The organism is Gordonia sp. NPDC003950 (assembly GCF_053605205.1).
Window position 1 is genome coordinate 114699 of record NZ_JBSGIT010000011.1, and the last position, 18459, is coordinate 133157.

Annotated in this window: 24 protein-coding genes and 1 pseudogene; 11 read left to right on the forward strand and 14 right to left on the reverse strand. The window is 67.1% G+C overall.

The window, feature by feature from the left end; all coding sequences use genetic code 11:
* Positions 1–15: 15 nt before the first annotated feature.
* Positions 16–591: an NINE protein gene (locus ACWETB_RS11980; RefSeq protein ID WP_449744188.1), complete on the forward strand. Its 576-nt coding sequence runs from the start codon at positions 16–18 to the stop codon at positions 589–591.
* On the opposite strand, the gene ACWETB_RS11985 is transcribed toward ACWETB_RS11980, so the two are convergent.
* Positions 536–859: a hypothetical protein gene (locus ACWETB_RS11985; protein ID WP_452211299.1), complete on the reverse strand. Its 324-nt coding sequence runs from the start codon at positions 857–859 to the stop codon at positions 536–538. The genes ACWETB_RS11980 and ACWETB_RS11985 overlap by 56 nt on opposite strands.
* Positions 856–1491, reverse strand: a complete 636-nt coding sequence (locus ACWETB_RS11990) for a hypothetical protein (protein ID WP_452211301.1) — start codon at positions 1489–1491, stop codon at positions 856–858. Before ACWETB_RS11990 ends, ACWETB_RS11985 begins: the two co-directional genes overlap by 4 nt.
* A gap of 14 nt (positions 1492–1505) precedes the next feature.
* Between ACWETB_RS11990 and ACWETB_RS11995 the strand changes: the two genes are divergently transcribed.
* On the forward strand, positions 1506–1850 hold the full coding sequence (locus ACWETB_RS11995; protein WP_449744187.1) for a hypothetical protein: 345 nt from the start codon (positions 1506–1508) through the stop codon (positions 1848–1850).
* Complete coding sequence (locus ACWETB_RS12000; protein WP_452211303.1) at positions 1847–3514, forward strand: ABC-F family ATP-binding cassette domain-containing protein; 1668 nt, start codon at positions 1847–1849, stop codon at positions 3512–3514. The genes ACWETB_RS11995 and ACWETB_RS12000 overlap by 4 nt, the downstream gene beginning before the upstream one ends.
* A 3-nt stretch (positions 3515–3517) precedes the next feature.
* On the opposite strand, the gene truA is transcribed toward ACWETB_RS12000, so the two are convergent.
* The 8 genes from truA to infA all read right to left on the reverse strand — a co-directional run bounded on the left by truA (position 3518) and on the right by infA (position 8345).
* Positions 3518–4444 carry a tRNA pseudouridine(38-40) synthase TruA gene (gene truA, locus ACWETB_RS12005; protein ID WP_348804583.1) on the reverse strand — a complete coding sequence of 309 codons (927 nt, stop codon included), beginning with the start codon at positions 4442–4444 and terminating at the stop codon, positions 3518–3520.
* Positions 4445–4447: 3 nt separating this feature from the next.
* On the reverse strand, positions 4448–5038 hold the full coding sequence (gene rplQ, locus ACWETB_RS12010; RefSeq protein ID WP_348804509.1) for a 50S ribosomal protein L17: 591 nt from the start codon (positions 5036–5038) through the stop codon (positions 4448–4450).
* A 62-nt stretch (positions 5039–5100) separates the two neighbouring features.
* A complete protein-coding gene (locus tag ACWETB_RS12015) occupies positions 5101–6153 on the reverse strand; it encodes a DNA-directed RNA polymerase subunit alpha (protein WP_348804510.1) in 1053 nt (350 codons plus the stop codon).
* A gap of 157 nt (positions 6154–6310) precedes the next feature.
* Complete coding sequence (gene rpsD / locus ACWETB_RS12020; RefSeq protein WP_348804511.1) at positions 6311–6916, reverse strand: 30S ribosomal protein S4; 606 nt, start codon at positions 6914–6916, stop codon at positions 6311–6313.
* Between the two features lie 24 nt (positions 6917–6940).
* Positions 6941–7348: a 30S ribosomal protein S11 gene (gene rpsK, locus ACWETB_RS12025; protein ID WP_006338095.1), complete on the reverse strand. Its 408-nt coding sequence runs from the start codon at positions 7346–7348 to the stop codon at positions 6941–6943.
* Positions 7348–7716: a 30S ribosomal protein S13 gene (gene rpsM / locus ACWETB_RS12030; protein WP_348804512.1), complete on the reverse strand. Its 369-nt coding sequence runs from the start codon at positions 7714–7716 to the stop codon at positions 7348–7350. Before rpsM ends, rpsK begins: the two co-directional genes overlap by 1 nt.
* 216 nt (positions 7717–7932) lie before the next feature.
* The gene (gene rpmJ, locus ACWETB_RS12035) at positions 7933–8046 is read right to left on the reverse strand and encodes a 50S ribosomal protein L36 (RefSeq protein WP_005207978.1); all 114 of its coding nucleotides are present in this window, start codon (positions 8044–8046) and stop codon (positions 7933–7935) included.
* 77 nt (positions 8047–8123) lie between these two features.
* Positions 8124–8345, reverse strand: a complete 222-nt coding sequence (gene infA, locus ACWETB_RS12040) for a translation initiation factor IF-1 (RefSeq protein WP_005170487.1) — start codon at positions 8343–8345, stop codon at positions 8124–8126.
* A gap of 85 nt (positions 8346–8430) precedes the next feature.
* Here infA and ACWETB_RS12045 point away from each other — a divergent pair, with 85 nt between their 5' ends.
* The gene (locus ACWETB_RS12045; RefSeq protein WP_449744186.1) at positions 8431–8910 is read left to right on the forward strand and encodes an ABC transporter permease; all 480 of its coding nucleotides are present in this window, start codon (positions 8431–8433) and stop codon (positions 8908–8910) included.
* Positions 8911–8946: 36 nt separating this feature from the next.
* Positions 8947–9342 (forward strand): phage holin family protein, encoded by a 396-nt coding sequence (locus ACWETB_RS12050; RefSeq protein WP_348804522.1) that lies wholly within the window; start codon positions 8947–8949, stop codon positions 9340–9342.
* On the opposite strand, the gene ACWETB_RS12055 is transcribed toward ACWETB_RS12050, so the two are convergent.
* Positions 9339–10196, reverse strand: a complete 858-nt coding sequence (locus ACWETB_RS12055; protein WP_348804523.1) for an LLM class F420-dependent oxidoreductase — start codon at positions 10194–10196, stop codon at positions 9339–9341. The two genes, ACWETB_RS12050 and ACWETB_RS12055, sit on opposite strands and share 4 nt — an antisense overlap.
* Positions 10197–10375: 179 nt before the next feature.
* On the opposite strand from ACWETB_RS12055, the gene ACWETB_RS12060 reads away from it, so the two are divergent.
* Positions 10376–10555, forward strand: a complete 180-nt coding sequence (locus ACWETB_RS12060; protein WP_348804524.1) for a DUF1059 domain-containing protein — start codon at positions 10376–10378, stop codon at positions 10553–10555.
* Positions 10552–11697 (forward strand): EAL domain-containing protein, encoded by a 1146-nt coding sequence (locus ACWETB_RS12065; RefSeq protein ID WP_452211308.1) that lies wholly within the window; start codon positions 10552–10554, stop codon positions 11695–11697. Before ACWETB_RS12060 ends, ACWETB_RS12065 begins: the two co-directional genes overlap by 4 nt.
* Positions 11698–11724: 27 nt before the next feature.
* On the opposite strand, the gene ACWETB_RS12070 is transcribed toward ACWETB_RS12065, so the two are convergent.
* A complete protein-coding gene (locus tag ACWETB_RS12070; RefSeq protein WP_348804526.1) occupies positions 11725–13491 on the reverse strand; it encodes a hypothetical protein in 1767 nt (588 codons plus the stop codon).
* A gap of 45 nt (positions 13492–13536) precedes the next feature.
* Between ACWETB_RS12070 and dtd the strand changes: the two genes are divergently transcribed.
* Positions 13537–13989: a D-aminoacyl-tRNA deacylase gene (gene dtd / locus ACWETB_RS12075; RefSeq protein ID WP_348804527.1), complete on the forward strand. Its 453-nt coding sequence runs from the start codon at positions 13537–13539 to the stop codon at positions 13987–13989.
* 150 nt (positions 13990–14139) lie between these two features.
* Here dtd and ACWETB_RS12080 read toward each other — a convergent pair whose 3' ends face one another.
* Complete coding sequence (locus tag ACWETB_RS12080) at positions 14140–14829, reverse strand: hypothetical protein (RefSeq protein WP_348809201.1); 690 nt, start codon at positions 14827–14829, stop codon at positions 14140–14142.
* A gap of 120 nt (positions 14830–14949) precedes the next feature.
* On the opposite strand from ACWETB_RS12080, the gene fdhD reads away from it, so the two are divergent.
* Positions 14950–15810 (forward strand): formate dehydrogenase accessory sulfurtransferase FdhD, encoded by an 861-nt coding sequence (gene fdhD, locus ACWETB_RS12085; RefSeq protein ID WP_452211311.1) that lies wholly within the window; start codon positions 14950–14952, stop codon positions 15808–15810.
* 184 nt (positions 15811–15994) lie between these two features.
* Here fdhD and ACWETB_RS12090 read toward each other — a convergent pair.
* A pseudogene (locus tag ACWETB_RS12090) lies at positions 15995–16427 on the reverse strand (carbohydrate ABC transporter permease); the annotation flags it as partial.
* 270 nt (positions 16428–16697) lie between these two features.
* On the opposite strand from ACWETB_RS12090, the gene ACWETB_RS12095 reads away from it, so the two are divergent.
* Together ACWETB_RS12095 and ACWETB_RS12100 are read left to right on the forward strand one after the other, a co-directional pair.
* Positions 16698–17921 carry an oxygenase MpaB family protein gene (locus ACWETB_RS12095; protein WP_452211313.1) on the forward strand — a complete coding sequence of 408 codons (1224 nt, stop codon included), beginning with the start codon at positions 16698–16700 and terminating at the stop codon, positions 17919–17921.
* 19 nt (positions 17922–17940) lie between these two features.
* Complete coding sequence (locus ACWETB_RS12100; protein ID WP_452211315.1) at positions 17941–18459, forward strand: hypothetical protein; 519 nt, start codon at positions 17941–17943, stop codon at positions 18457–18459.

The following is an 18459-nucleotide window of genomic DNA, read 5'->3' on the forward strand; positions in this document are numbered from 1 at the left end:
TGAGAGTATGGGCGCATGAGTTATCCGCAGTACCCCGGACAGCCGGGTGATCAGGGCCAGTCCCCGTACGGTTCCCAGCCCGGCTATGGTGCCCAGCCCGGTTACGGCTCCCAGCCCGGTTATGGTTCCCAGCCGGGATACGGTGCGCAACCCTATGGCGCCCAGCCCGCCTACGGGGCCCAGCCGGGTTACGGGGCCCAGCCGGGTTACGGCGCCTACGGCGCCCAACCGGGCTATGGCGCTTACAACGTCGACCCGCTGACCGGCGAGCCGCTGTCGGACAAGAGCAAGCTGACCGCCGGGCTCCTGCAGCTGTTCCTCGGCGGTTTCGCCGCCGGACGCTTCTACATCGGTGACATGAAGATCGCCTGCTTCCAGCTCGGCGGCAACGTCTTCGGCTGGTTCCTGATCATCGTCGGTGCGATCGCAGCAGCCGCGTCCACCGGTGGAGGAGGAGCGGCCTTCGGCGGCTTCTTGTTACTCATCGGCTGGCTCATCCTCGCCGGTATCGGCATCTGGGTCTTCGTCGACGCCATCATGATGTTCGTCGGCAGTGTGCGCGATCCGCAGGGTCGCAAGCTTCGTAGCTGAGCGACCTCAACCGCCGGCGGCCAGCCGCCGCTACCCGAACCGGGGAGTTGACCTCCCCGTATCTGCGGTAGCCACCGCGACGGCAGACGACCTCGAAGAACAATTCGTCGTCGATGGTCGGGGTGAAGAAGTGGAAGAACTCCCCACCGGTGTCGTCGGCGTCGTACAGGACGTGATGACGCCGGAGGTCGTCGACGACCTCCGGTGCCAGATCGCACCTCGCCTGCAGGTCGTCGTGGTGGTTCTCGGGGATCGGTGGTGCGCTCAATCCCCGCTCGCCGCACGCCCGGGCGGTCGCGAGGATGTCGTCGCAGGCGAAGGCCACATGCGTGAGCCCGCCACGCCGACGAGGCGGCCAGCTCCGTCGAGTCGTGACGGCACCATGGATGCGACGAATCGCACCGCTGCTGCCTCGCCGTCGCCGGAGGTCAGTGCCTGGCTGCGCGTGGTGCCGACGGCATCGGGACCGTCGAGCCCGTCCTCGATGGCCATCCCGAACACCGAGCGCAGCAACAGCATCGCGCCCTCCCAGTCGGCCGGCTCATGCCGATCCCCATGTGATCGACGCCGGCGTAGAGCGATGGCGGCTTGGTCGCGGCACGCGGAACGAGGTCGAAGTGGCGCTTGCCAGAGCGCCGCCGACGGTGCCGGACGCAGGTCGATCGACAAGGCGTCGGTCACGTGGGGGCGGACGAACTCGGCCGCGCGCGCGGCCCACGCCGCCGGATCGTCGGTCCGCAGACCGATCTGCGCGACGGTCGGGGTGGCGCCGACGGCTCGCCGACCGCCGCAGTGCCTGACCCGGGCACCGCTGACAGCGCTTTCGCGAGCGCTGTCAACGTCCTCGTGAGCGTGCCGGGACCGCGCATCCCCGTCGCTGCGGGACATTCGCGAGTGCACGAACGATAGAGTTCATGTGTGACCGCTCCCTCAGCCCGACGCCGCGACGCCGAACGCACCAGAGCCAACATCGTCAAGGTCGCCACCAAGGAGTTCGCCGATACTACGGCGACAAGGACGGGCTCTACCGCGCGGTCCTCGATATCTTCCGCACCGACGACGACGCCCTCGACGTCCACCTGGCCATCAACAGCTTCTGCTTCTTCCGGGTCGACGACCGCTACAGCTGGAAGACCCTGTTCGCCCGCGATCTCGCGGCCACCGATCAACGCGACCGTCAACGAAAGATGCTCGGGGACATGATCGTCGCCTACCTCACCGACACCCACACCGGCACCGGCACCGGCACCGACCGATGACGGCAACACTGGTCGCGACCGGGATCGCCGGCGGCCACGGGCACCGCACACTCTTCGATCACCTCGACCTCACCGTCGCACCGGGCGATGTCCTCGGTGTGGTCGGGGCCAACGGCGCCGGCAAGACCACCCTGCTGCGCATTCTGGCCGGCGACCTCGCCCCGCTGGAGGGTTCGGTGTCGCTCGCGCCCGCCGACGCCTTCGTGGGCTGGCTTCCCCAGGAACATGAGCGAGTCGCCGGTGAGACCGTCGGCGAGTACGTCGCGCGCCGCACCGGATGCACTCGTGCCACCGTCGCGATGGATGCCGCGGCAGCCGCGCTCGCCGAGCCGTCACCGGCCGACGGCGTCACCGATCCGGCGGCGACCTACGCTGCCGCACTGGATCATTGGCTGGTCACCGGCGCCGCCGATCTCGACGAGCGCCTACCCGCGGTGCTCTCCGACCTCGGCCTCGGCGTCGACACGGTGAACCCGGAGGCGACGCCGATGACGGCGCTGTCCGGTGGGCAGGCGGCCCGGGTCGGGCTGGCCGCGCTGCTCTGCTCGCGATTCGACATCGCACTGCTCGACGAGCCGACCAACGATCTCGATCTCGACGGGCTGGCCCGATTGGAGTCCGTGATCACCTCCATGCGCGGCGGCGTCGTGCTCGTCAGTCACGATCGAGAGTTCCTGTCCCGCAGCGTCACCCGCGTCCTGGAACTCGATCTGGCACAACACACGACCGCCATCTACGGCGGTGGATACGAGAGTTACCTCGAAGAACGCGCAATCGCACGGGCACACGCGCGTGCGGAGTACGACGAATTCGCACGTAAGAAGGCCGATCTCGAGTCGCGGGCACGTACCCAGCGCGAGTGGTCCAGTCAGGGCGTGCGCAATGCGATCCGGAAGGCCCCCGACGACGACAAGATCCGCCGCAAGGCCGCCACCGAATCGAGCGAGAAGCAGGCCCAGAAGGTCCGGCAGATGGAGAGCCGTATCGCACGTCTCGACGAGGTCGCCGAGCCCCGCAAGGAATGGGTCCTCGAATTCACCATCGGCACCGCACCCCGGGCGAGTTCGGTCGTCGCCACTCTCAACAACGCCGTTGTGCGACAAGGGGATTTCACCCTCGGACCGGTGTCGCTGCAGGTCGATGCCGGCGACCGGATCGGGATCACCGGCCCGAATGGCGCAGGTAAGACAACGCTGCTGCGGCTGCTGCTCGGCCGGATCGAACCCGACGAGGGCAGCGCCGCGCTCGGAACCTCGATCGCGATCGGCGAGATCGATCAGGCGCGCGCCCTCGTCGCGGGCACACTGGCCGTGACCGATCGGTTCGAGGAGTTGCTACCGGACTGGACCACCGCCGACATCCGCACCCTCCTGGCCAAATTCGGGCTGCGCGCCGACCACGTCACGCGACCCGTCGACGACCTCTCCCCCGGCGAACGTACCCGTGCGGGACTGGCGCTGCTGCAGGCCCGGGGCACCAACGTGCTGGTCCTCGACGAACCGACCAATCACCTCGACCTGCCGGCCATCGAACAACTCGAGCAGGCGCTCGAATCCTATGACGGCGCACTGCTGTTGGTCACTCATGATCGGCGGATGCTCGAGCACGTGCGGCTCAACAGGAGCTGGGATGTCGACGCGGGACAGGTGACCGAAACCTGGTGAGACTCAGCCGCCGCAGCAGCCATCACCGGCCGCCACGTCGCCGGAGATCCCGCGAGACGACTCCGACCGCACATCCCGCGTAACCGCATTACGTTGCGCCAGTTCATCGTCGGCGGGATAGTCGACGCCGACCAGGCACAGCCCGCGGGCCTGCGCGACGGGTACCTTCGGGCTGCGTTCGCGCTCGGTCAAGAGTGCGCGGCACCAGTCGATGTCACGCCGACCATCACCGACCGAAGCGACGGCGCCCACCAGCGACCGCACCATCGACCAGCAGAACGCATCCGCGCTCACCTGACCGACGAGGACGCCGAGGTCGTCGCGCTCCCACGAAAAGCGTTGCAGGTCACGGATCGTCGTCGCACCCTCACGGCGCCGACAGAATGCGGCAAAGTCATTGAGCCCCACCAATGTCTGCGACGCCGCGTTCATCGCGTCGACGTCAAGGGGTTGTCGCCAGGTGGCGGTGGTCCGGGCGACGACGGGTTCGGCACCCCACCGCGTATCGGTGAGCCGGTACCGGTAATGCCGGCGTAGTGCCGAGAATCGGGCATCGAAATCCCCACTCACCTTCGAGACCGCCTTGATGCGTACATCATCGGGCAACATCTTCGCCAGACGCCCCACCAGGCTCGACGGATCACCGGCGATCGATCGCGTGTCCAACGCGGACTCGGGCACGTCGGCGTGGCAGACCTGCCCGGTGGCATGCACACCGGCGTCGGTGCGCCCGGCCACGGTCAGACGCACCGGTACCCGCAGCACCGTCGAGAGCCGGTCCTCGAGCACCTCGCATACAGTGCGTTGCCCGACCTGCCGGGCCCAGCCGGCGAAATCAGTTCCGTCATAACCGATGTCGAGTCGGAGACGACAGAACCCGCCGTCACCGGAATCGGTGACGGCGGGTCGTGTCGTTGCGTTGTCGCTCAGCGACTACTTCTTGTCTTCGGCGTCACCGTCGACATCGGCACCTTCGTCGGCGGCCTCGACTGCGGTCGCAGCGGTCGACTCGTCGTCGACGGCCTCGGCCACGGCCTCGGCGTTCTCGACAGCGGAGTCGGACGCGTCGGCCTCAACGGCCTCGACGACGTTCTCGGCCTCGGCAGCCGGAGCGGCCTTCTTCGAGGCGGCCACGCGGTTCGCGCGGTTGGCCTCGGTGGCCACGGTCTCACCGGTCACCAGCTCGATCACGGCCATCGGGGCATTGTCGCCCTTGCGCGGCAGCGTCTTGATGATGCGGGTGTAACCGCCGTTGCGATCGGCGAAGCTCGGGCCGATCTCGTCGAACAGGACATGCACGATGTCCTTGTCGCGGATGACCTTCAACACCTCACGACGGTTGGCCAGCTTGCCGGCCTTGGCGTGGGTGATGATCTTCTCCGCGTACGGGCGCAGGCGCTTGGCCTTGGCCTCAGTGGTGGTGATGCGGCCGTGCTCGAAGAGCGAGGTGGCGAGGTTCGCCAGGATCGCCTTCTGGTGGCTCGCCGACCCGCCGAGGCGGGCACCCTTGGTGGGCTTGGGCATTGTCTTCTCCTAGAAGGGACTTCCCCATCACGAGACGGAGAGGTCAGGGGTTGGCGACAGCCTTACAGCTGCTCGGTCTCTGCGAAATCCTCACCGGAGTCGCTGTCGAACGACACGTCGTCCGACCACGTTCCGGTCGCCGGGTCGTAACCGGCCACCTGCGACGGGTCAAAGCTCGCCGGGCTGTCCTTGAGGGCCAGTCCCAGTGCGTGCAGCTTGACCTTCACCTCGTCGATCGACTTCTGCCCGAAGTTGCGGATGTCGAGCAGATCCGACTCGGTCCGGGCCACCAGCTCGCCGACGGTGTGCACACCCTCGCGCTTGAGGCAGTTGTAGGACCGCACCGTGAGATCGAGATCCTCGATCGGCAGGCTGAACGACGCGATGTGATCGGCCTCGGCCGGGCTGGGCCCGATCTCGATGCCCTCGGCCTCGACGTTCAGTTCCCGGGCGAGCCCGAACAGCTCCACCAGGGTCTTGCCCGCCGACGCCAGCGCGTCACGCGCACTGATCGAATTCTTGGTCTCCACATCGAGCACGAGCCGATCGAAGTCGGTGCGCTGCTCGACACGGGTGGCCTCGACCTTGTAGGTGACCTTGAGCACCGGCGAGTAGATCGAGTCGACCGGAATCCGGCCGATCTCGGCACCCGACGCCTTGTTCTGCACGGCCGGGACGTAGCCGCGGCCCCGCTCGACGACGAGCTCGATCTCGAGCTTGCCCTTGTCGTTCAGGGTGGCGATGTGCAGATCGGGGTTGTGCACGGTGACACCGGCCGGCGGCACGATGTCGGCGCCGGTGACGGTACCCGGCCCCTGCTTACGCACGTACATGGTGACCGGCTCGTCCTCTTCGGAGCTGACCACGAGGCCCTTGAGGTTCAGGATGATGTCGGTGACGTCTTCCTTCACGCCGGGCACGGTGGTGAACTCGTGGAGCACACCGTCGATGCGGATGCTGGTGATGGCAGCACCCGGGATTGAGCTGAGCAGGGTACGACGCAGCGAGTTGCCCAAGGTGTAACCGAAGCCGGGTTCGAGCGGCTCGATGACGAACTTCGACCGATCCTCGGCGATGATCTCCTCGGTCAGAGTGGGTCGCTGTGAGATGAGCATTCTTGGATTTCTCCTTGTGAAGCCCGCTATATGACTTCGTAGAAGGTTGACCGAACAGCTTGTGCTGCTTGGATTCTTAAGTTCCCAAGTCCCCCGATCACCCAACGCAACCACGCGGGCTTTTCGGGGGTACACGGGGGCTTGGGCCCCCGTGCGTTTACTTGCTGTAGAACTCGACGATGAGCTGTTCCTGCAGCGGAACGTCGATCTGGGCGCGCTCGGGCACGTTGTGCACGAGGATGCGCAGCGTCGACGGAACCACCTGCAGCCAACCCGGGACCGGACGATCGCCGACGAGCTCCTTGGCGATCTGGAACGGAGTGGTGGCCAGCGACTTCGGGCGGACGTCGATGATGTCGTACTGGCTCACCCGGTAGCTGGGCACGTCCACCTTGACACCGTTGACGGTGAAGTGGCCGTGGCTGACCATCTGGCGGGCCTGACGACGGGTGCGGGCGATGCCGGCACGGTAGACGACGTTGTCCAGACGCGACTCGAGGAGCTTCAGCAGCTCGTCACCGGTCTTGCCGGTGCGGCGGTTGGCTTCCTCGTAGTAGCGACGGAACTGCTTCTCGAGCACGCCGTAGGTGAAGCGGGCCTTCTGCTTCTCCTGCAGCTGCAGCAGGTATTCGCTCTCCTTGATCCGCGCGCGACCGTGCTGGCCGGGCGGGTAGGGGCGACGCTCGAACGCCTGGTCGCCTCCGATGAGGTCGACACGCAGACGACGGGACTTCTTTGTTGCGGGGCCGGTATAACGAGCCATTTTTCTTTACCTCTTCCTTTCCCGCTAGACCCGACGCCGCTTGGGCGGACGGCAACCGTTGTGCGGCTGCGGGGTGACATCGGAAATGGTGCCGACCTCGAGGCCGGCGGCCTGCAGGGAACGGATGGCGGTCTCACGACCCGAGCCCGGTCCCTTGACGAACACATCGACCTTCTTCACGCCGTGCTCGGCGGCCTTGCGCGCAGCGTTCTCCGCCGCGAGCTGAGCCGCGAACGGGGTGCTCTTGCGCGAGCCCTTGAATCCGACGTGACCCGACGACGCCCAGCTGATGACGTTGCCGTTGGGGTCGGTGATCGAAACGATGGTGTTGTTGAACGTCGACTTGATGTGTGCGTTGCCGTGCGGGACGTTCTTCTTATCGCGACGGCGTGCGCCCTTCTTCGGGCCTGCGCTACGTGACTTCGGAGGCATTACTTCTTCTTCCCGGCGATGGTCTTCTTCGGGCCCTTACGAGTGCGGGCATTGGTCTTGGTGCGCTGTCCACGGACGGGCAGGCCACGACGGTGGCGCAGACCCTGGTAGCAGCCGATCTCGATCTTGCGACGGATATCGGCCTGCACCTCGCGGCGCAGGTCACCCTCGACCTTCACCGAGGCTTCGATGTACTCGCGCAGCTTTGCGACGTCTGCGTCGGTGAGGTCCTTGGCGCGCAGGTCGGCCGAGAGGCCGGTGGCGTCGAGGATCTCCTTGGAGGTGGTACGCCCAACTCCGTAGATGTAGGTCAGTGCGATCTCCAGCCGCTTCTCGCGGGGGAGATCCACACCAGCAACACGTGCCATGTGGCGTGATTTCCTTTACTTCTCAGAGGTCTGCTCCTGGTCCGTCCCCGTCTCTTCTACTGCGAAATGCCGCGGGGCTCCGGCCTCTGAACCGGAGGTGGGCGCCGACCCGTATGTCGGTGCTGGTGCCAGGAGGGCTTCACAAGTCTTTGTTCAGCTCTGGTCTTCGTATTCAGTTGTGGTGATTTCTCAAGCGACCCGGAGGGTTGCGAGTGATCAGCCCTGACGCTGCTTGTGACGCAGGTTCTCGCAGATCACCATGACCCGCCCGTTACGGCGGATCACCTTGCACTTCTCGCAGATCGGCTTGACGCTCGGCTGAACCTTCACGTCCGCTTCTCCTTGAATGTCCGGGCACGACGAAGCCGCACCCGTGCCGTCCTCACCCGTGTTCGGGGAAGGAAGTCCTACTTGTACCGATAAACGATGCGCCCACGACCGAGGTCATAGGGCGAGAGTTCCACGACGACCCGGTCCTCGGGCAGGATGCGGATGTAGTGCTGCCGCATCTTGCCGCTGATGTGGGCGAGAACCTTGTGACCGTTCTCCAGCTCAATACGAAACATCGCATTGGGCAGGGGTTCGATGACTCGTCCCTCGACCTCGATGGCCCCGTCTTTTTTCGCCATGTCCTCCGCGATCCTGGCTCCGGTCCCGCGATCTGCGTGACCGCGGGCGAGAAGCCCGGTTGAAACCGTGTTTATCCGTTAGGGTGTGGACAACATCTGCCGAGCCGCCGCGTCAGCCGACACGGCGAGGACGGCGTGCGGCGCACACCCGACGTTCTATGTTACGCGAACTGCGGGAACAGTCCAAACCGTCGCCATCGGCCGCCCTGCGATCGCCGCGGCGGTCGTCGCCCCGCTGCTCGCGTTGTTCATCATCCTGGTCGGCGTGATCGCCGCGTTCTACCTCGCGGTCATCATCCAGGGCGCCGGCCCCGGCAGCTACTGGCAGTCCTTCGGATCGTTCGCATCCCAACGAGATCTGCTGCTGGGCATGATCAAGGCCTCGATTTTCGGGGTGATCATCTCGGTGATCGGATGTCAGCGCGGACTGGAGGCCAAGGGCGGCCCCCGCGGTGTCGCCGACGGCGTGAACGCCACCGTGGTGGTCTCGACCGTCGGCATCATCGGCGTGAACTTCATCATCACGCTGATCTACACCGTGTTCTTCCCCCTGCAGATCGGCTGAGATGCACGACGACGAGCGTTTGGCACACTATTGACCATGCGTGCCTTTCTGATCCAGAGCGCCCTGTCCGGCCTCGCCCTGTGGATCGCCACCCTGATCGTGCCGGGACTGGACTTCGTCTACCCCGCCGACGCGGGCTTCGGCCTCAAACTCGGCATCGTCGTGCTGGTGGCACTGATCTTCGGTGTCATCAACGCGTTCGTGAAGCCCATCGTCCAGATCCTGGCGATCCCGCTCTACATCCTGACGTTGGGTCTGATCCACATCGCGATCAACGCGTTCATGCTGGAGATCACCTCGTGGATCACCCACAACACCACGCACTGGGGTCTGGAGGTCGACGGCTTCTTCTGGTCCGCGATCTTCGGTGCGCTGGTGATCTCGGTGGTGAGCTGGTTGATCTCGATGATCCTCAAGGAACCTGTCGACTAAGGAACCTGTCGACCCAGGATCGCGGCCAGCTGGGGTACCGGTGCGGCCGAACCGAGCACCTGAATGGCCACGTGGTCGGCGCCCGCGGCGAGGTGCTCGTCGATCTGGCTGCGGACCGCCGCGGCGTCACCGTGGGCGACGAGCGCGTCGATCAGGGCGTCGCTGCCGCCGTTGTCGATGTCGGCGTCGGTGTACCCGAGCCGCTTGAGGTTGGCGGTGTAGTTGCGCAGGTGCAGATACGGCTGGTCGACGGGCGGGCGGCCGACGGCACGCGCGGCCACCGGATCGGTGTCGAGGACCACCTTGTGCTCGGGGGCGAGCAGCACCCCCTCCCCCAGGATCTCGCGGGCCTGAGCGGTGTGCGCGGGAGTGGTCAGGTACGGGTGCGCTCCCAACGCCCGTTCGGCCGACATCCGTAGCATCCGCGGACCGAGAGCGGCGAGAAGCCGACGCTCCGGCGGCACCTTCTTGCCGTCGAGGGCATCGAGATAGTGCCCGACCGCCCGGAACGGCGAGGTGTATTCGGCAGTGGCCTCCGGATGCCCGGCACCGATCCCGAGATAGAAACGTCCCGGGAAGTCCTGCTCGAGTTGATGGAACTCACCGGCGATTGCATCCGGGTCGGTGTTCCAGATGTTGACGATGCCGGTGGCGACGGTGATGTTGTCGGTGGCCTCGAGGATCTTTCGGATCGGCTTCAGATGTTTCGGTGAACCGCCCAGCCAGATCGTGCCGACCCCGAGTTGTTCGATCTGGGCGGCCTCCTCGGGGGAGAACTGACCGAACCACCCCCAGATGCCGTATCGGCCGAAACGCTCGATGTGTTCTGACTTCGACGTCGATGAGGCGCTCATGTTGAGCGCCAACACCCGGGGTACGTGCACTATTCCGGCTCACCGCGATCGGCCCAGCCTGATTCATGACCGGACCGGTCCAGCGCGGCACGCGCGTAGCATCGGGGCAGCGGATGCCGGGGCGGGGCACGGCAGGAAAGCATGTGAATACCCGTCCACGTATTCGAAAGAGGCATCTCATGAAGGTTTTCTGGTGCGGAGCCGTGGTCCCCGACTGCGACGCGCGTTTCGAGGAGGACAGCGAGGAACGCATCCTCGAGGAGGTCACCGAGCACGCCGCCACCGATCACGGGATCACCGGACTGTCGGCGACGACGCGTGAACAGATCAGGAACGCGATCACCGATCGGGCGACGTGACGCCGGAACACCAACGGGCACCGTCGAACTCCGACGCCGAACTCATCGTCGACGCCCTCGTCCGCACCGGCCGCCCACCGCGGCTGGTGTTCCAGCCGGTGGTCGACATCCGACGCATGGTGGTGGTCGCATACGAGGCGTTGAGCCGCTTCCCCGGCCCGGTCGACCTCGCTCCCGACGCGGCATTCGCCGCGGCCGACCGCATCGGTTGCGGTATCGAGCTGGAGTCGGCAGCGATCGCCGCGGCCCTGTCCGCCCGCACCCGGCTGCCGACGAATTGCTTTCTGTCGGTGAATGTCTCACCGGAGGCGCTGGTGTCCCCGCAGGTCGGGCGGCTGCTGCGGGACGCCCCGCTGTCGCGGGTGGTGTTCGAGCTGACCGAGCATTCCGAGGTCGAGGACTACCAGGGCGTCCTGCGGGTGATCGCCGACATCCGCGCCGCGGGTGGGTTCGTCGCGGTAGACGACGCCGGAGCCGGCTACGCGAGTCTGCACCACATCCTGGTCATTCGCCCGGACTTCGTGAAGCTCGACCGCACCCTCATCGTCGGCATTCACGCCGACGAGGCCAAGGGGGCGCTGGTGGAGATGTTCGGGCACTTCACCAGCCGCACCGACGCCTGGCTGGTCGCCGAGGGGATCGAGAACCTCGACGAACTGCGCCGGCTGATCCAGCTCGGGGTGCCTCTCGGGCAGGGAAACCTGTTGGGCCGGCCCGCCGCAGAGATGGGTCCGATGGCGCAGGTGTGCCCCGACTCGGGCCAATACCCACCACCGTCCGCGGACATGATCGGTCACTTCGTCGAGGCCGCCCTGACCGCGCCGGTGGCCAGCACCGACGCGGCGCTCGATACCCGGCTCGGCAACGATCCGGGCCATCACGGGGTGATCCTGCTCGACCCGACCGACCGGCCCGCCCTGTACGCGGTCCGGACCGGCTGCTCGGGCATCGATCGCCGCGACGTGCTGCGCATGCTGGAGACCACCGACCTGCGTCAGGCCGTGTCCCGGGCGATGACCCGACCTCACCTGTCCCGCTTCGACCCGCTGGCCTGCTGCGATCGATCCGGCCGGCTCCGCGGCATGGTTCTGATCGAGCGACTCGTCGAGGCGCTGGCGTGGCGCTACACCCCACCGCAATGACGTGGCGGGCGACACGGCGGCGTGCCGTCACACCTGCGACAACGCCCGATCGCGACGTTCGATGATGTCTCGGCGCATCTGCGAGGTCAGCAGGTCCGCGGTGCCGAGTTCGATCGCCGCGGAGCCGGCCGGATGGACACCGATCGCCGCCAGCAGGGCACCGGCCCGCTGCGACACGCTCCCCGAGACGCCGAACCACGAGACGAAGTCGCCCACGGTCATGGTGGCGAACTCGCCGTTCAACGTGTGATTGGCCCGGCCGATGATCCAGCCGGCCGAGGCCGCCGACCTCGCCACCGATGCCCGGCGTCGAAATACCGCCGGATCGTTTCGTGCGACACGGGACAGCAAGCGGCGCATGGCCGTTCGGTGCTCCACATCGAAGAACTCGTCGGCCGCGGCGTCGCAGAGCGCACCGATGTCCGCGACGGCGTCGACGATGTCGGGGGCGATACCGGCGGTCTCGAACTCCTCGTCGGGCAGCGGCCGATCGTCAAGTGCCAGCAACGCCGGCCGGCCGCCGACCATACGGTCGAGCCGCGAGAGGGCGATCTCGGCCGAACCGAGCGCCGACGGTTCGTCCGCGCCGGTCAGTGCCGACCCCAGGGCGTGTGCCAGCATGTCCGCACTCGACGGCCGATCGCTGCGGCGGATCTCGCGGAGGTAGTCCGGCTCGTATTCATCGATGGCACGCAGGGTTTCGGCGGTCGAGGCGGCGGTGACCTCCTGCTCGGCGTGGGCGAATCGCACGAAGGCGCGCATGACGTCGGGATAGCCCGCCATCTCCTGCGGATCGAAACGGACCTTGCGCGGGATGCGGTCGAGCAGGAGGATCTCCACGACCACCGGGCTCCACCGCAGCGGATCGGCCTCGACGAGCCACAGGAACGCCTCGACCGCGTCGCGCGCCTCGGGGGTGTCGATGTCCCGGCCGTACGGGGAGGCGAAGAAGACCTCGGTGAGTTCGTCGAGGTCCTCGGCCGACCACTCCCGCGCCTCGGGTACGACACCACCGGGCGGCAGCAGACGCACCAGCCATTCCACCAGCGGCCGGCACATCGGCCAGGAGTCACTTTCCGGCGGCGGGAACACCCTTCTGCCGTCCTCGCCGGCACGCTCGATGATCGCGCGAGCGGTGACCGGGTCAACCGCCTCGATGGTGGGCGCGGACTGCGTCCTCGGCGCACTGGAGCGGATGTGGTCGAGCAGTTCCTCGTGCCCGCTGGGCACCACGAAGCCGTCCTTGAGCGCCGAGCCCATGTTGTGGTCGAGGAATGCCACCACCGATATCTCGTGTCCCGACGACAAGGCGACGGTGAACATGTAGTCGTCGCCGTCGCCGAGTTCGTGGGTCACCAGTGACACCCCGGAGGTCACCCGGACGTCGCCGAGATGACGCAGCCAGTCCGGCATCGGTTGCCGGCGGGAGGCCAGTTCCCGGGTGATCCGGGCGCCGAGCACCTCGTCGGGCAGGAACTCGCGAATGACCATCAGCGCGGCCGTCGTCTCCGCGAAGGAGATCTCCAGGAACGACTCGATCAGGGTCTCACGCTGTTCGGCCACATCGCCGCGACCCAGCAGGTCCCTGCGCGCGTCGGTGACCTCGAGGAGGCCACTGACGGCGATGAGCAGGTCGAGCGGTTCCTCGGACCGCAACGCTCCTCGGATCGACGCGATCAGCGGCTGGTCCTCCGCCCGCGAGGACTCCCGCGGCGCGGACGGCACCGGACGCAGGTGCCGTGGGCGTTGCTTCTTGGTGCCGCCGCGTTTCCCCGGCCGTGTTTTCTTGCCCATGGCCACAGCAGCCTACCGACCGCGCCCGGATTACCCTGACTGCTCATGCGAGCAGTGATCCAGCGGGTGACCGCGGCCCGGGTGATCGTCGACGACACGACGGTCGGCGAGCTCGACCTCACCGACGGCCGGCAAGGCCTGGTGGTCCTCGTCGGGGTCACCCACGACGACGGCCCGCCGCAGGCGGCCGCACTCGCCGACAAGATCTGGCGGTTACGCATCCTCGACGGCGACGGCGAGGTCCGCGAGGTATCCGCGGCCGACGTCGACGCCCCGATCCTGGTGATCAGCCAGTTCACCCTGTACGCGAACACCGCCAAGGGCCGTCGGCCGTCGTGGAACGCCGCGGCCCCCGGACCGGTGGCCGAACCACTCGTCGACGCCGTCGTCGAGGCGCTGCGGTCGGCCGGCGCCACCGTGGCGACCGGCCGGTTCGGCGCGCACATGGCCGTCCACCTGGTCAACGACGGACCGGTGACGATCACCGTCGAGGTCTGACACGATCGACGTCCCGCCCCACTCGCGCGGGCGCTCCACGTCCGCGCGGTACCCCCGCCCCCACGCGGTCATTGCACGACGCGCGCGAGCGTGGAGCAGGCGCGCGGACGAGAACCACCCGCGCCAAGCGGGCCAGTCACGCAGGAACCATCAGTCCAGCAGGCACCACGAGCCGTCACCGATCCGGCGGGCGTGCCCGGGGACGTCGGACATGTTGAGTGTCGGTGCGTAGATCGAGGCCGTGACCGTCGCCCGATCACCGTCGATCTCCACTGATTGCACATCGAGGTCGACATCGGCGGTCTCACCCTCCGGCGCGAACGCGCCGAGGAGATCGAGAACTCCGAGAAGCTCGGTGGACTCCGGGCAGATGTACCCCTTGGCGCCCTCGATGTCGTAGGTGCTCAACGCCTGGGTGTATCCCTCGTAGGCCGCGCGCACCGCCTGCTCATCGGAGCTCGACGACGCGAGCACCCCACCCGAACCGGATTGGCTCAGGAGGACGACTCCGCCGATGACGGCACCGATCACCACGACGACGCAGAGGATCACGACGGCCCAGACGCCACCCGATCCACGCCGCGGTGGCGGCCCCGCCGGCGGAAGGCCGCCGGGATAGAACTGCGGCGCGGCGGCATTCGGTGGATACGGACCAGGAGCGTACGGATTCTGAGGGTACGGATTCTGGGGATACGGATTCTGTGCGTACGGATTCTGGGGGTACGGATTCTGGGGATACGGCTGCGGGCTCGGGCCCGGCTGCGGATATGCCCCCGGCCCGTACGGCGACGCGGGCCGAGCCCATGGGTCCCGTTGCGGATCCGGTCCGGGCCAGGTCATCGCGACTCCATCCGATCGGGGTTGGCGTGAGCTCACTTTAGACCGGCGATGTGCAGGTCAGCGCCCCGGGAGGGGCACGTCGTCCGAACGGACCAACGGTTCGCGCGGTACCGTGAGGCCATGGGACGCATCACCGCTCGACGCCGCGTCGTCCGCGTCCGGCAGGGTGCCGAACCGACGTCGCGGGCCGACGTCCTCGCCGTCGAGGAACCGTTGGAGATCCGCGTCGACGGCCGCCCACTGGTCGTCACGATGCGCACGCCGGGTGACGACGTCGATCTCGCCACCGGCTTCCTCGTCGCCGAGGGCGTGATCGCGCGGGCCCACGACGTCTCGATGGCGCGCTACTGCGCCGGCGCCACCGCCGACGGGGTCAACACCTACAACGTTCTCGACGTCACGCTGGCGCCCGGCGTGGCACCGCCGGATCCGTCGCTGGCCCGCAGTTTCACCGTCACCAGCGCGTGCGGCGTGTGCGGCAAGGACAGCATCGACGCCGTCCGAACCCGGTCGCGGTTCACCGTCGACGACGACCCGATGGTGATCGACGCCGATCAGATTCTCTCCCTGCCGGATCGACTGCGCGAGAAGCAGAAGGTGTTCGACAAGACCGGCGGGTTGCATGCGGCCGGGCTCTTCGACGCCGTCACCGGTGAGCTGCTGGCGCTCCGCGAGGACGTGGGTCGCCACAATGCAGTCGACAAGGTGATCGGCTCGATGACGATCGCGGATCGACTTCCGTTGCGTGGCACCGTGTTACAAGTGTCCGGGCGGGCCAGCTTCGAGTTGGTGCAGAAGGCGGTCATGGCGGGCATCCCGATGCTGTCGGCGGTCTCGGCGCCGTCGTCGCTCGCCGCCGAACTCGCCGACGAGCACGGATTGACCCTCGCCGGTTTCGTGCGTGGCGGGTCGATGGTGATCTACAGCCGCGCCGACCGGATCCGAACCGCGACCACACAGGCCGGATCGCAGGTGGGCTGAGCCCCTCAGATACGGGTGCCGGTCGCGGTGTCCAACCAGTGCGTCTCCTCCGGCAACGGGGTCAGTCCCCGGCAGCGAACTCCCGGTGACGATCGGCGCGCACCACCACACGCCCGGACCGTGGCGTCACCTCGGCGGAGCAGTGGATGTCGCTCCTGGAGGACCGTGATGATCAGCAGGACGACACCATCGTCGTGGTGCCGTTGCCGAGCGGCCCGCCGCGGGTCAATCACGCTGATGATGACGAAGACCTGCAACGAGTTCAGCTTCACGGTGATCGACAGGAAGTAGGTGGTGGGCCGCAGTTGTGGCAGGAGGACCCGCCGGAAATGCCTCACCGGTCCCACCCCGTCGATCAGGGCCGCCTCGTCCAGATCTGCGCGTCGCCCCTGGAGTGCGGCGAGGTAGATCACGAAGGTGCACCCGACGTTCTTCCAGAGGTAGGTCACCGTGATCATCACCATCGCCCACCCGGGTTGCTGATAGAAGTCGGGCGCCGGCCCGAGACCGGAGATGTTCCAGTCGTAGAACGACATCCGGATGTTCTCGATCAGTGGCCGGTAGGTGAACACCACCAGCAGAACGAGATTGGGGCCGACGATGGCCAGGAACAACAGGTAGGTGCGCCACGGACGACGATGACCCGCTTGTGGTTCACCAACCGATGGTTAGCAAGGGTTCACATTCGCGGCCGCCGCGTCGACGGGCACGACCGCGTGGCGGGGCCGGAGGATGCCATCTCCGACGTGACCGGCGTGGTCATCCTCGGAGACTTTTCGTTATCCACACCACTTCGCTACCAATATGTGATTTTATACATGAGTTACAGAGTGACACTATCTGTAACTCTATGCCGAACCGAGATCGGGGGACCAGTGAGCGTCGACATGAACAGAAGGAATGCACTACGGGCCGGTGGCGCGGGAGCGCTCGCCGTCGCGGGTTCGATGGCGTTCGGCGCCAAACCCGCACGCGCACAACCGTGGTCATGGTCACCCGCCGGTTCGGTGCCCGGTACCGGAACCGGCGCCGATCCCCGCCACCTCTGGGACCCCGAGGCCGACGCGGTGATCGCCGACGTGATCGAACACCACGACGTCGCCGCCATCAACCGCGCGCTTCGCGGATGGGTCCGCAACGATCAGCCCATGCCCGCGTCCTTGCCGAGCAACCTCAAGGACTTCATCCACGAGGCCCGCAAACTGCCGTCATGGACCGACAAGGGCAAACTGGCGGATTCGTTCACCTTCGTCAAGAAGCAGGACACCATCATCTCCGTGCTGTACGCCTTCGCCGCGGGCATGATGGCCACCGTCATCCCCAACGAGGCGCGCTCGGTGTACTACTCCAAGGGCGGGCACCCGGTGTACTTCAAGGACCGAATCGCCAAGACCGCCAAACTGGGCTACGACATCGGCACCATCAACGCCTACGATCCCGACGGCCAGATGATCGTGACCTGCATCAAGACCCGGATGATCCACGCCGGCGTCCGCCACCTGCTGCCCCAGTCGCCGCACTGGCCCGACAACGTCGTGCCGATCAGCCAGGAGGACCTGCTGGTCACCTGGCACAGTCTGCCGACGACGATCATGCAGAACCTCGTCAAGTGGGGAATCCCCATCCCGCGCAACGAATCCCAGGGCTACCTGCACAGTTGGCAGCTCTGCGGCCACTTCCTCGGCATCCGCGACGAATACCTGCCGCAGTCCTGGGCGGAGGCCAATTCGCAGGCCAAGCAGGTCCTCGACCCGGTGCTGGCACCCACGCCGGAGGGCACGGTGCTCGCCGAACAGCTCCTCGAACTCGGACACGACCTCGACCTGAGCCTGCTGTCGAAGCCGATCCTGGGCGCCTTCACCCGCTACATCCTCGGCCCCAAGCTCGCCGATTGGATTCAGGTGCCCCGCGAGCCGGTGTGGAGCCCACTGCTCGAGACGGCCTGGCCGCCGTTCCTCCAGATCCGTTCGGGAATCCTGGGTGTCGCGCCGATCACCGAGAACGCCTACTGGCTGTTCGACGAATTCCTCCGCCAGTTCGTCCTCTGGTACGCCGCCGAACTGCGCATGCCCATCAGCATCGAGATCCCGACCGCGAACCGGCGATTCTGACGTTCCTCTCGGCAACGCCATGAAGCAGGCCAACGCGATCATCACCTCCCGGCGCCTGGCCGCCGGAGTGTTCGCCGCCGCAACACTCACCGCCGCCGGGCTCACCGGCCAGCTGGCGGTGGGCCACGCCGACGCCGGCCAGTCCGCCGGCGAGAATGAGTCCACGACGTCGGCCGCCTCCACGACGGTGGCGACCGCGTCCGGACCGTCGTCGACGATGCCACCCCGACGATCTGCCGCACGCACATCGGGCGCGCCGGTGCCACCGCGTTCGGCGACGCCCAGAACCGCCGCGACACCCACCGCCGCGGCACCCACCGCCGTGACCCCGACCGATACCTACGAGCCCCCCGTCGAACAGGCACCGGCCCAGACCGAGTACACCGCCCCGGAAGTGGTTGTCCCCGAACCCACTCCGGTGCAGCCGGATAGCCCCGGCGGCGACTCAGGTGCGGCCTCCGGCGGTGGCGGCGACGGCTGGGAGGCGCCGCCGCCGGTCCCCGAGACGGCCGCACCGCCCCAGACCCAGACAGCCTGA

Bases quoted from the DNA above. Each gene is read 5' to 3' on its own strand.
- ACWETB_RS11980 (WP_449744188.1), top strand. From the start codon at position 16: ATGAGTTATCCGCAGTACCCCGGACAGCCGGGTGATCAGGGCCAGTCC.
- ACWETB_RS11995 (WP_449744187.1), top strand. From the start codon at position 1,506: ATGTGTGACCGCTCCCTCAGCCCGACGCCGCGACGCCGAACGCACCAG.
- ACWETB_RS12000 (WP_452211303.1), top strand. From the start codon at position 1,847: ATGACGGCAACACTGGTCGCGACCGGGATCGCCGGCGGCCACGGGCAC.
- rplQ (WP_348804509.1), bottom strand. From the start codon at position 5,038: ATGCCCAAGCCCACCAAGGGTGCCCGCCTCGGCGGGTCGGCGAGCCAC.
- ACWETB_RS12015 (WP_348804510.1), bottom strand. From the start codon at position 6,153: ATGCTCATCTCACAGCGACCCACTCTGACCGAGGAGATCATCGCCGAG.
- rpsD (WP_348804511.1), bottom strand. From the start codon at position 6,916: ATGGCTCGTTATACCGGCCCCGCAACAAAGAAGTCCCGTCGTCTGCGT.
- rpsK (WP_006338095.1), bottom strand. From the start codon at position 7,348: ATGCCTCCGAAGTCACGTAGCGCAGGCCCGAAGAAGGGCGCACGCCGT.
- rpsM (WP_348804512.1), bottom strand. From the start codon at position 7,716: ATGGCACGTGTTGCTGGTGTGGATCTCCCCCGCGAGAAGCGGCTGGAG.
- infA (WP_005170487.1), bottom strand. From the start codon at position 8,345: ATGGCGAAAAAAGACGGGGCCATCGAGGTCGAGGGACGAGTCATCGAA.
- ACWETB_RS12050 (WP_348804522.1), top strand. From the start codon at position 8,947: ATGCGTGCCTTTCTGATCCAGAGCGCCCTGTCCGGCCTCGCCCTGTGG.
- ACWETB_RS12055 (WP_348804523.1), bottom strand. From the start codon at position 10,196: ATGAGCGCCTCATCGACGTCGAAGTCAGAACACATCGAGCGTTTCGGC.
- ACWETB_RS12060 (WP_348804524.1), top strand. From the start codon at position 10,376: ATGAAGGTTTTCTGGTGCGGAGCCGTGGTCCCCGACTGCGACGCGCGT.
- ACWETB_RS12070 (WP_348804526.1), bottom strand. From the start codon at position 13,491: ATGGGCAAGAAAACACGGCCGGGGAAACGCGGCGGCACCAAGAAGCAA.
- dtd (WP_348804527.1), top strand. From the start codon at position 13,537: ATGCGAGCAGTGATCCAGCGGGTGACCGCGGCCCGGGTGATCGTCGAC.
- ACWETB_RS12080 (WP_348809201.1), bottom strand. From the start codon at position 14,829: ATGACCTGGCCCGGACCGGATCCGCAACGGGACCCATGGGCTCGGCCC.
- fdhD (WP_452211311.1), top strand. From the start codon at position 14,950: ATGGGACGCATCACCGCTCGACGCCGCGTCGTCCGCGTCCGGCAGGGT.
- ACWETB_RS12095 (WP_452211313.1), top strand. From the start codon at position 16,698: ATGAACAGAAGGAATGCACTACGGGCCGGTGGCGCGGGAGCGCTCGCC.
- ACWETB_RS12100 (WP_452211315.1), top strand. From the start codon at position 17,941: ATGAAGCAGGCCAACGCGATCATCACCTCCCGGCGCCTGGCCGCCGGA.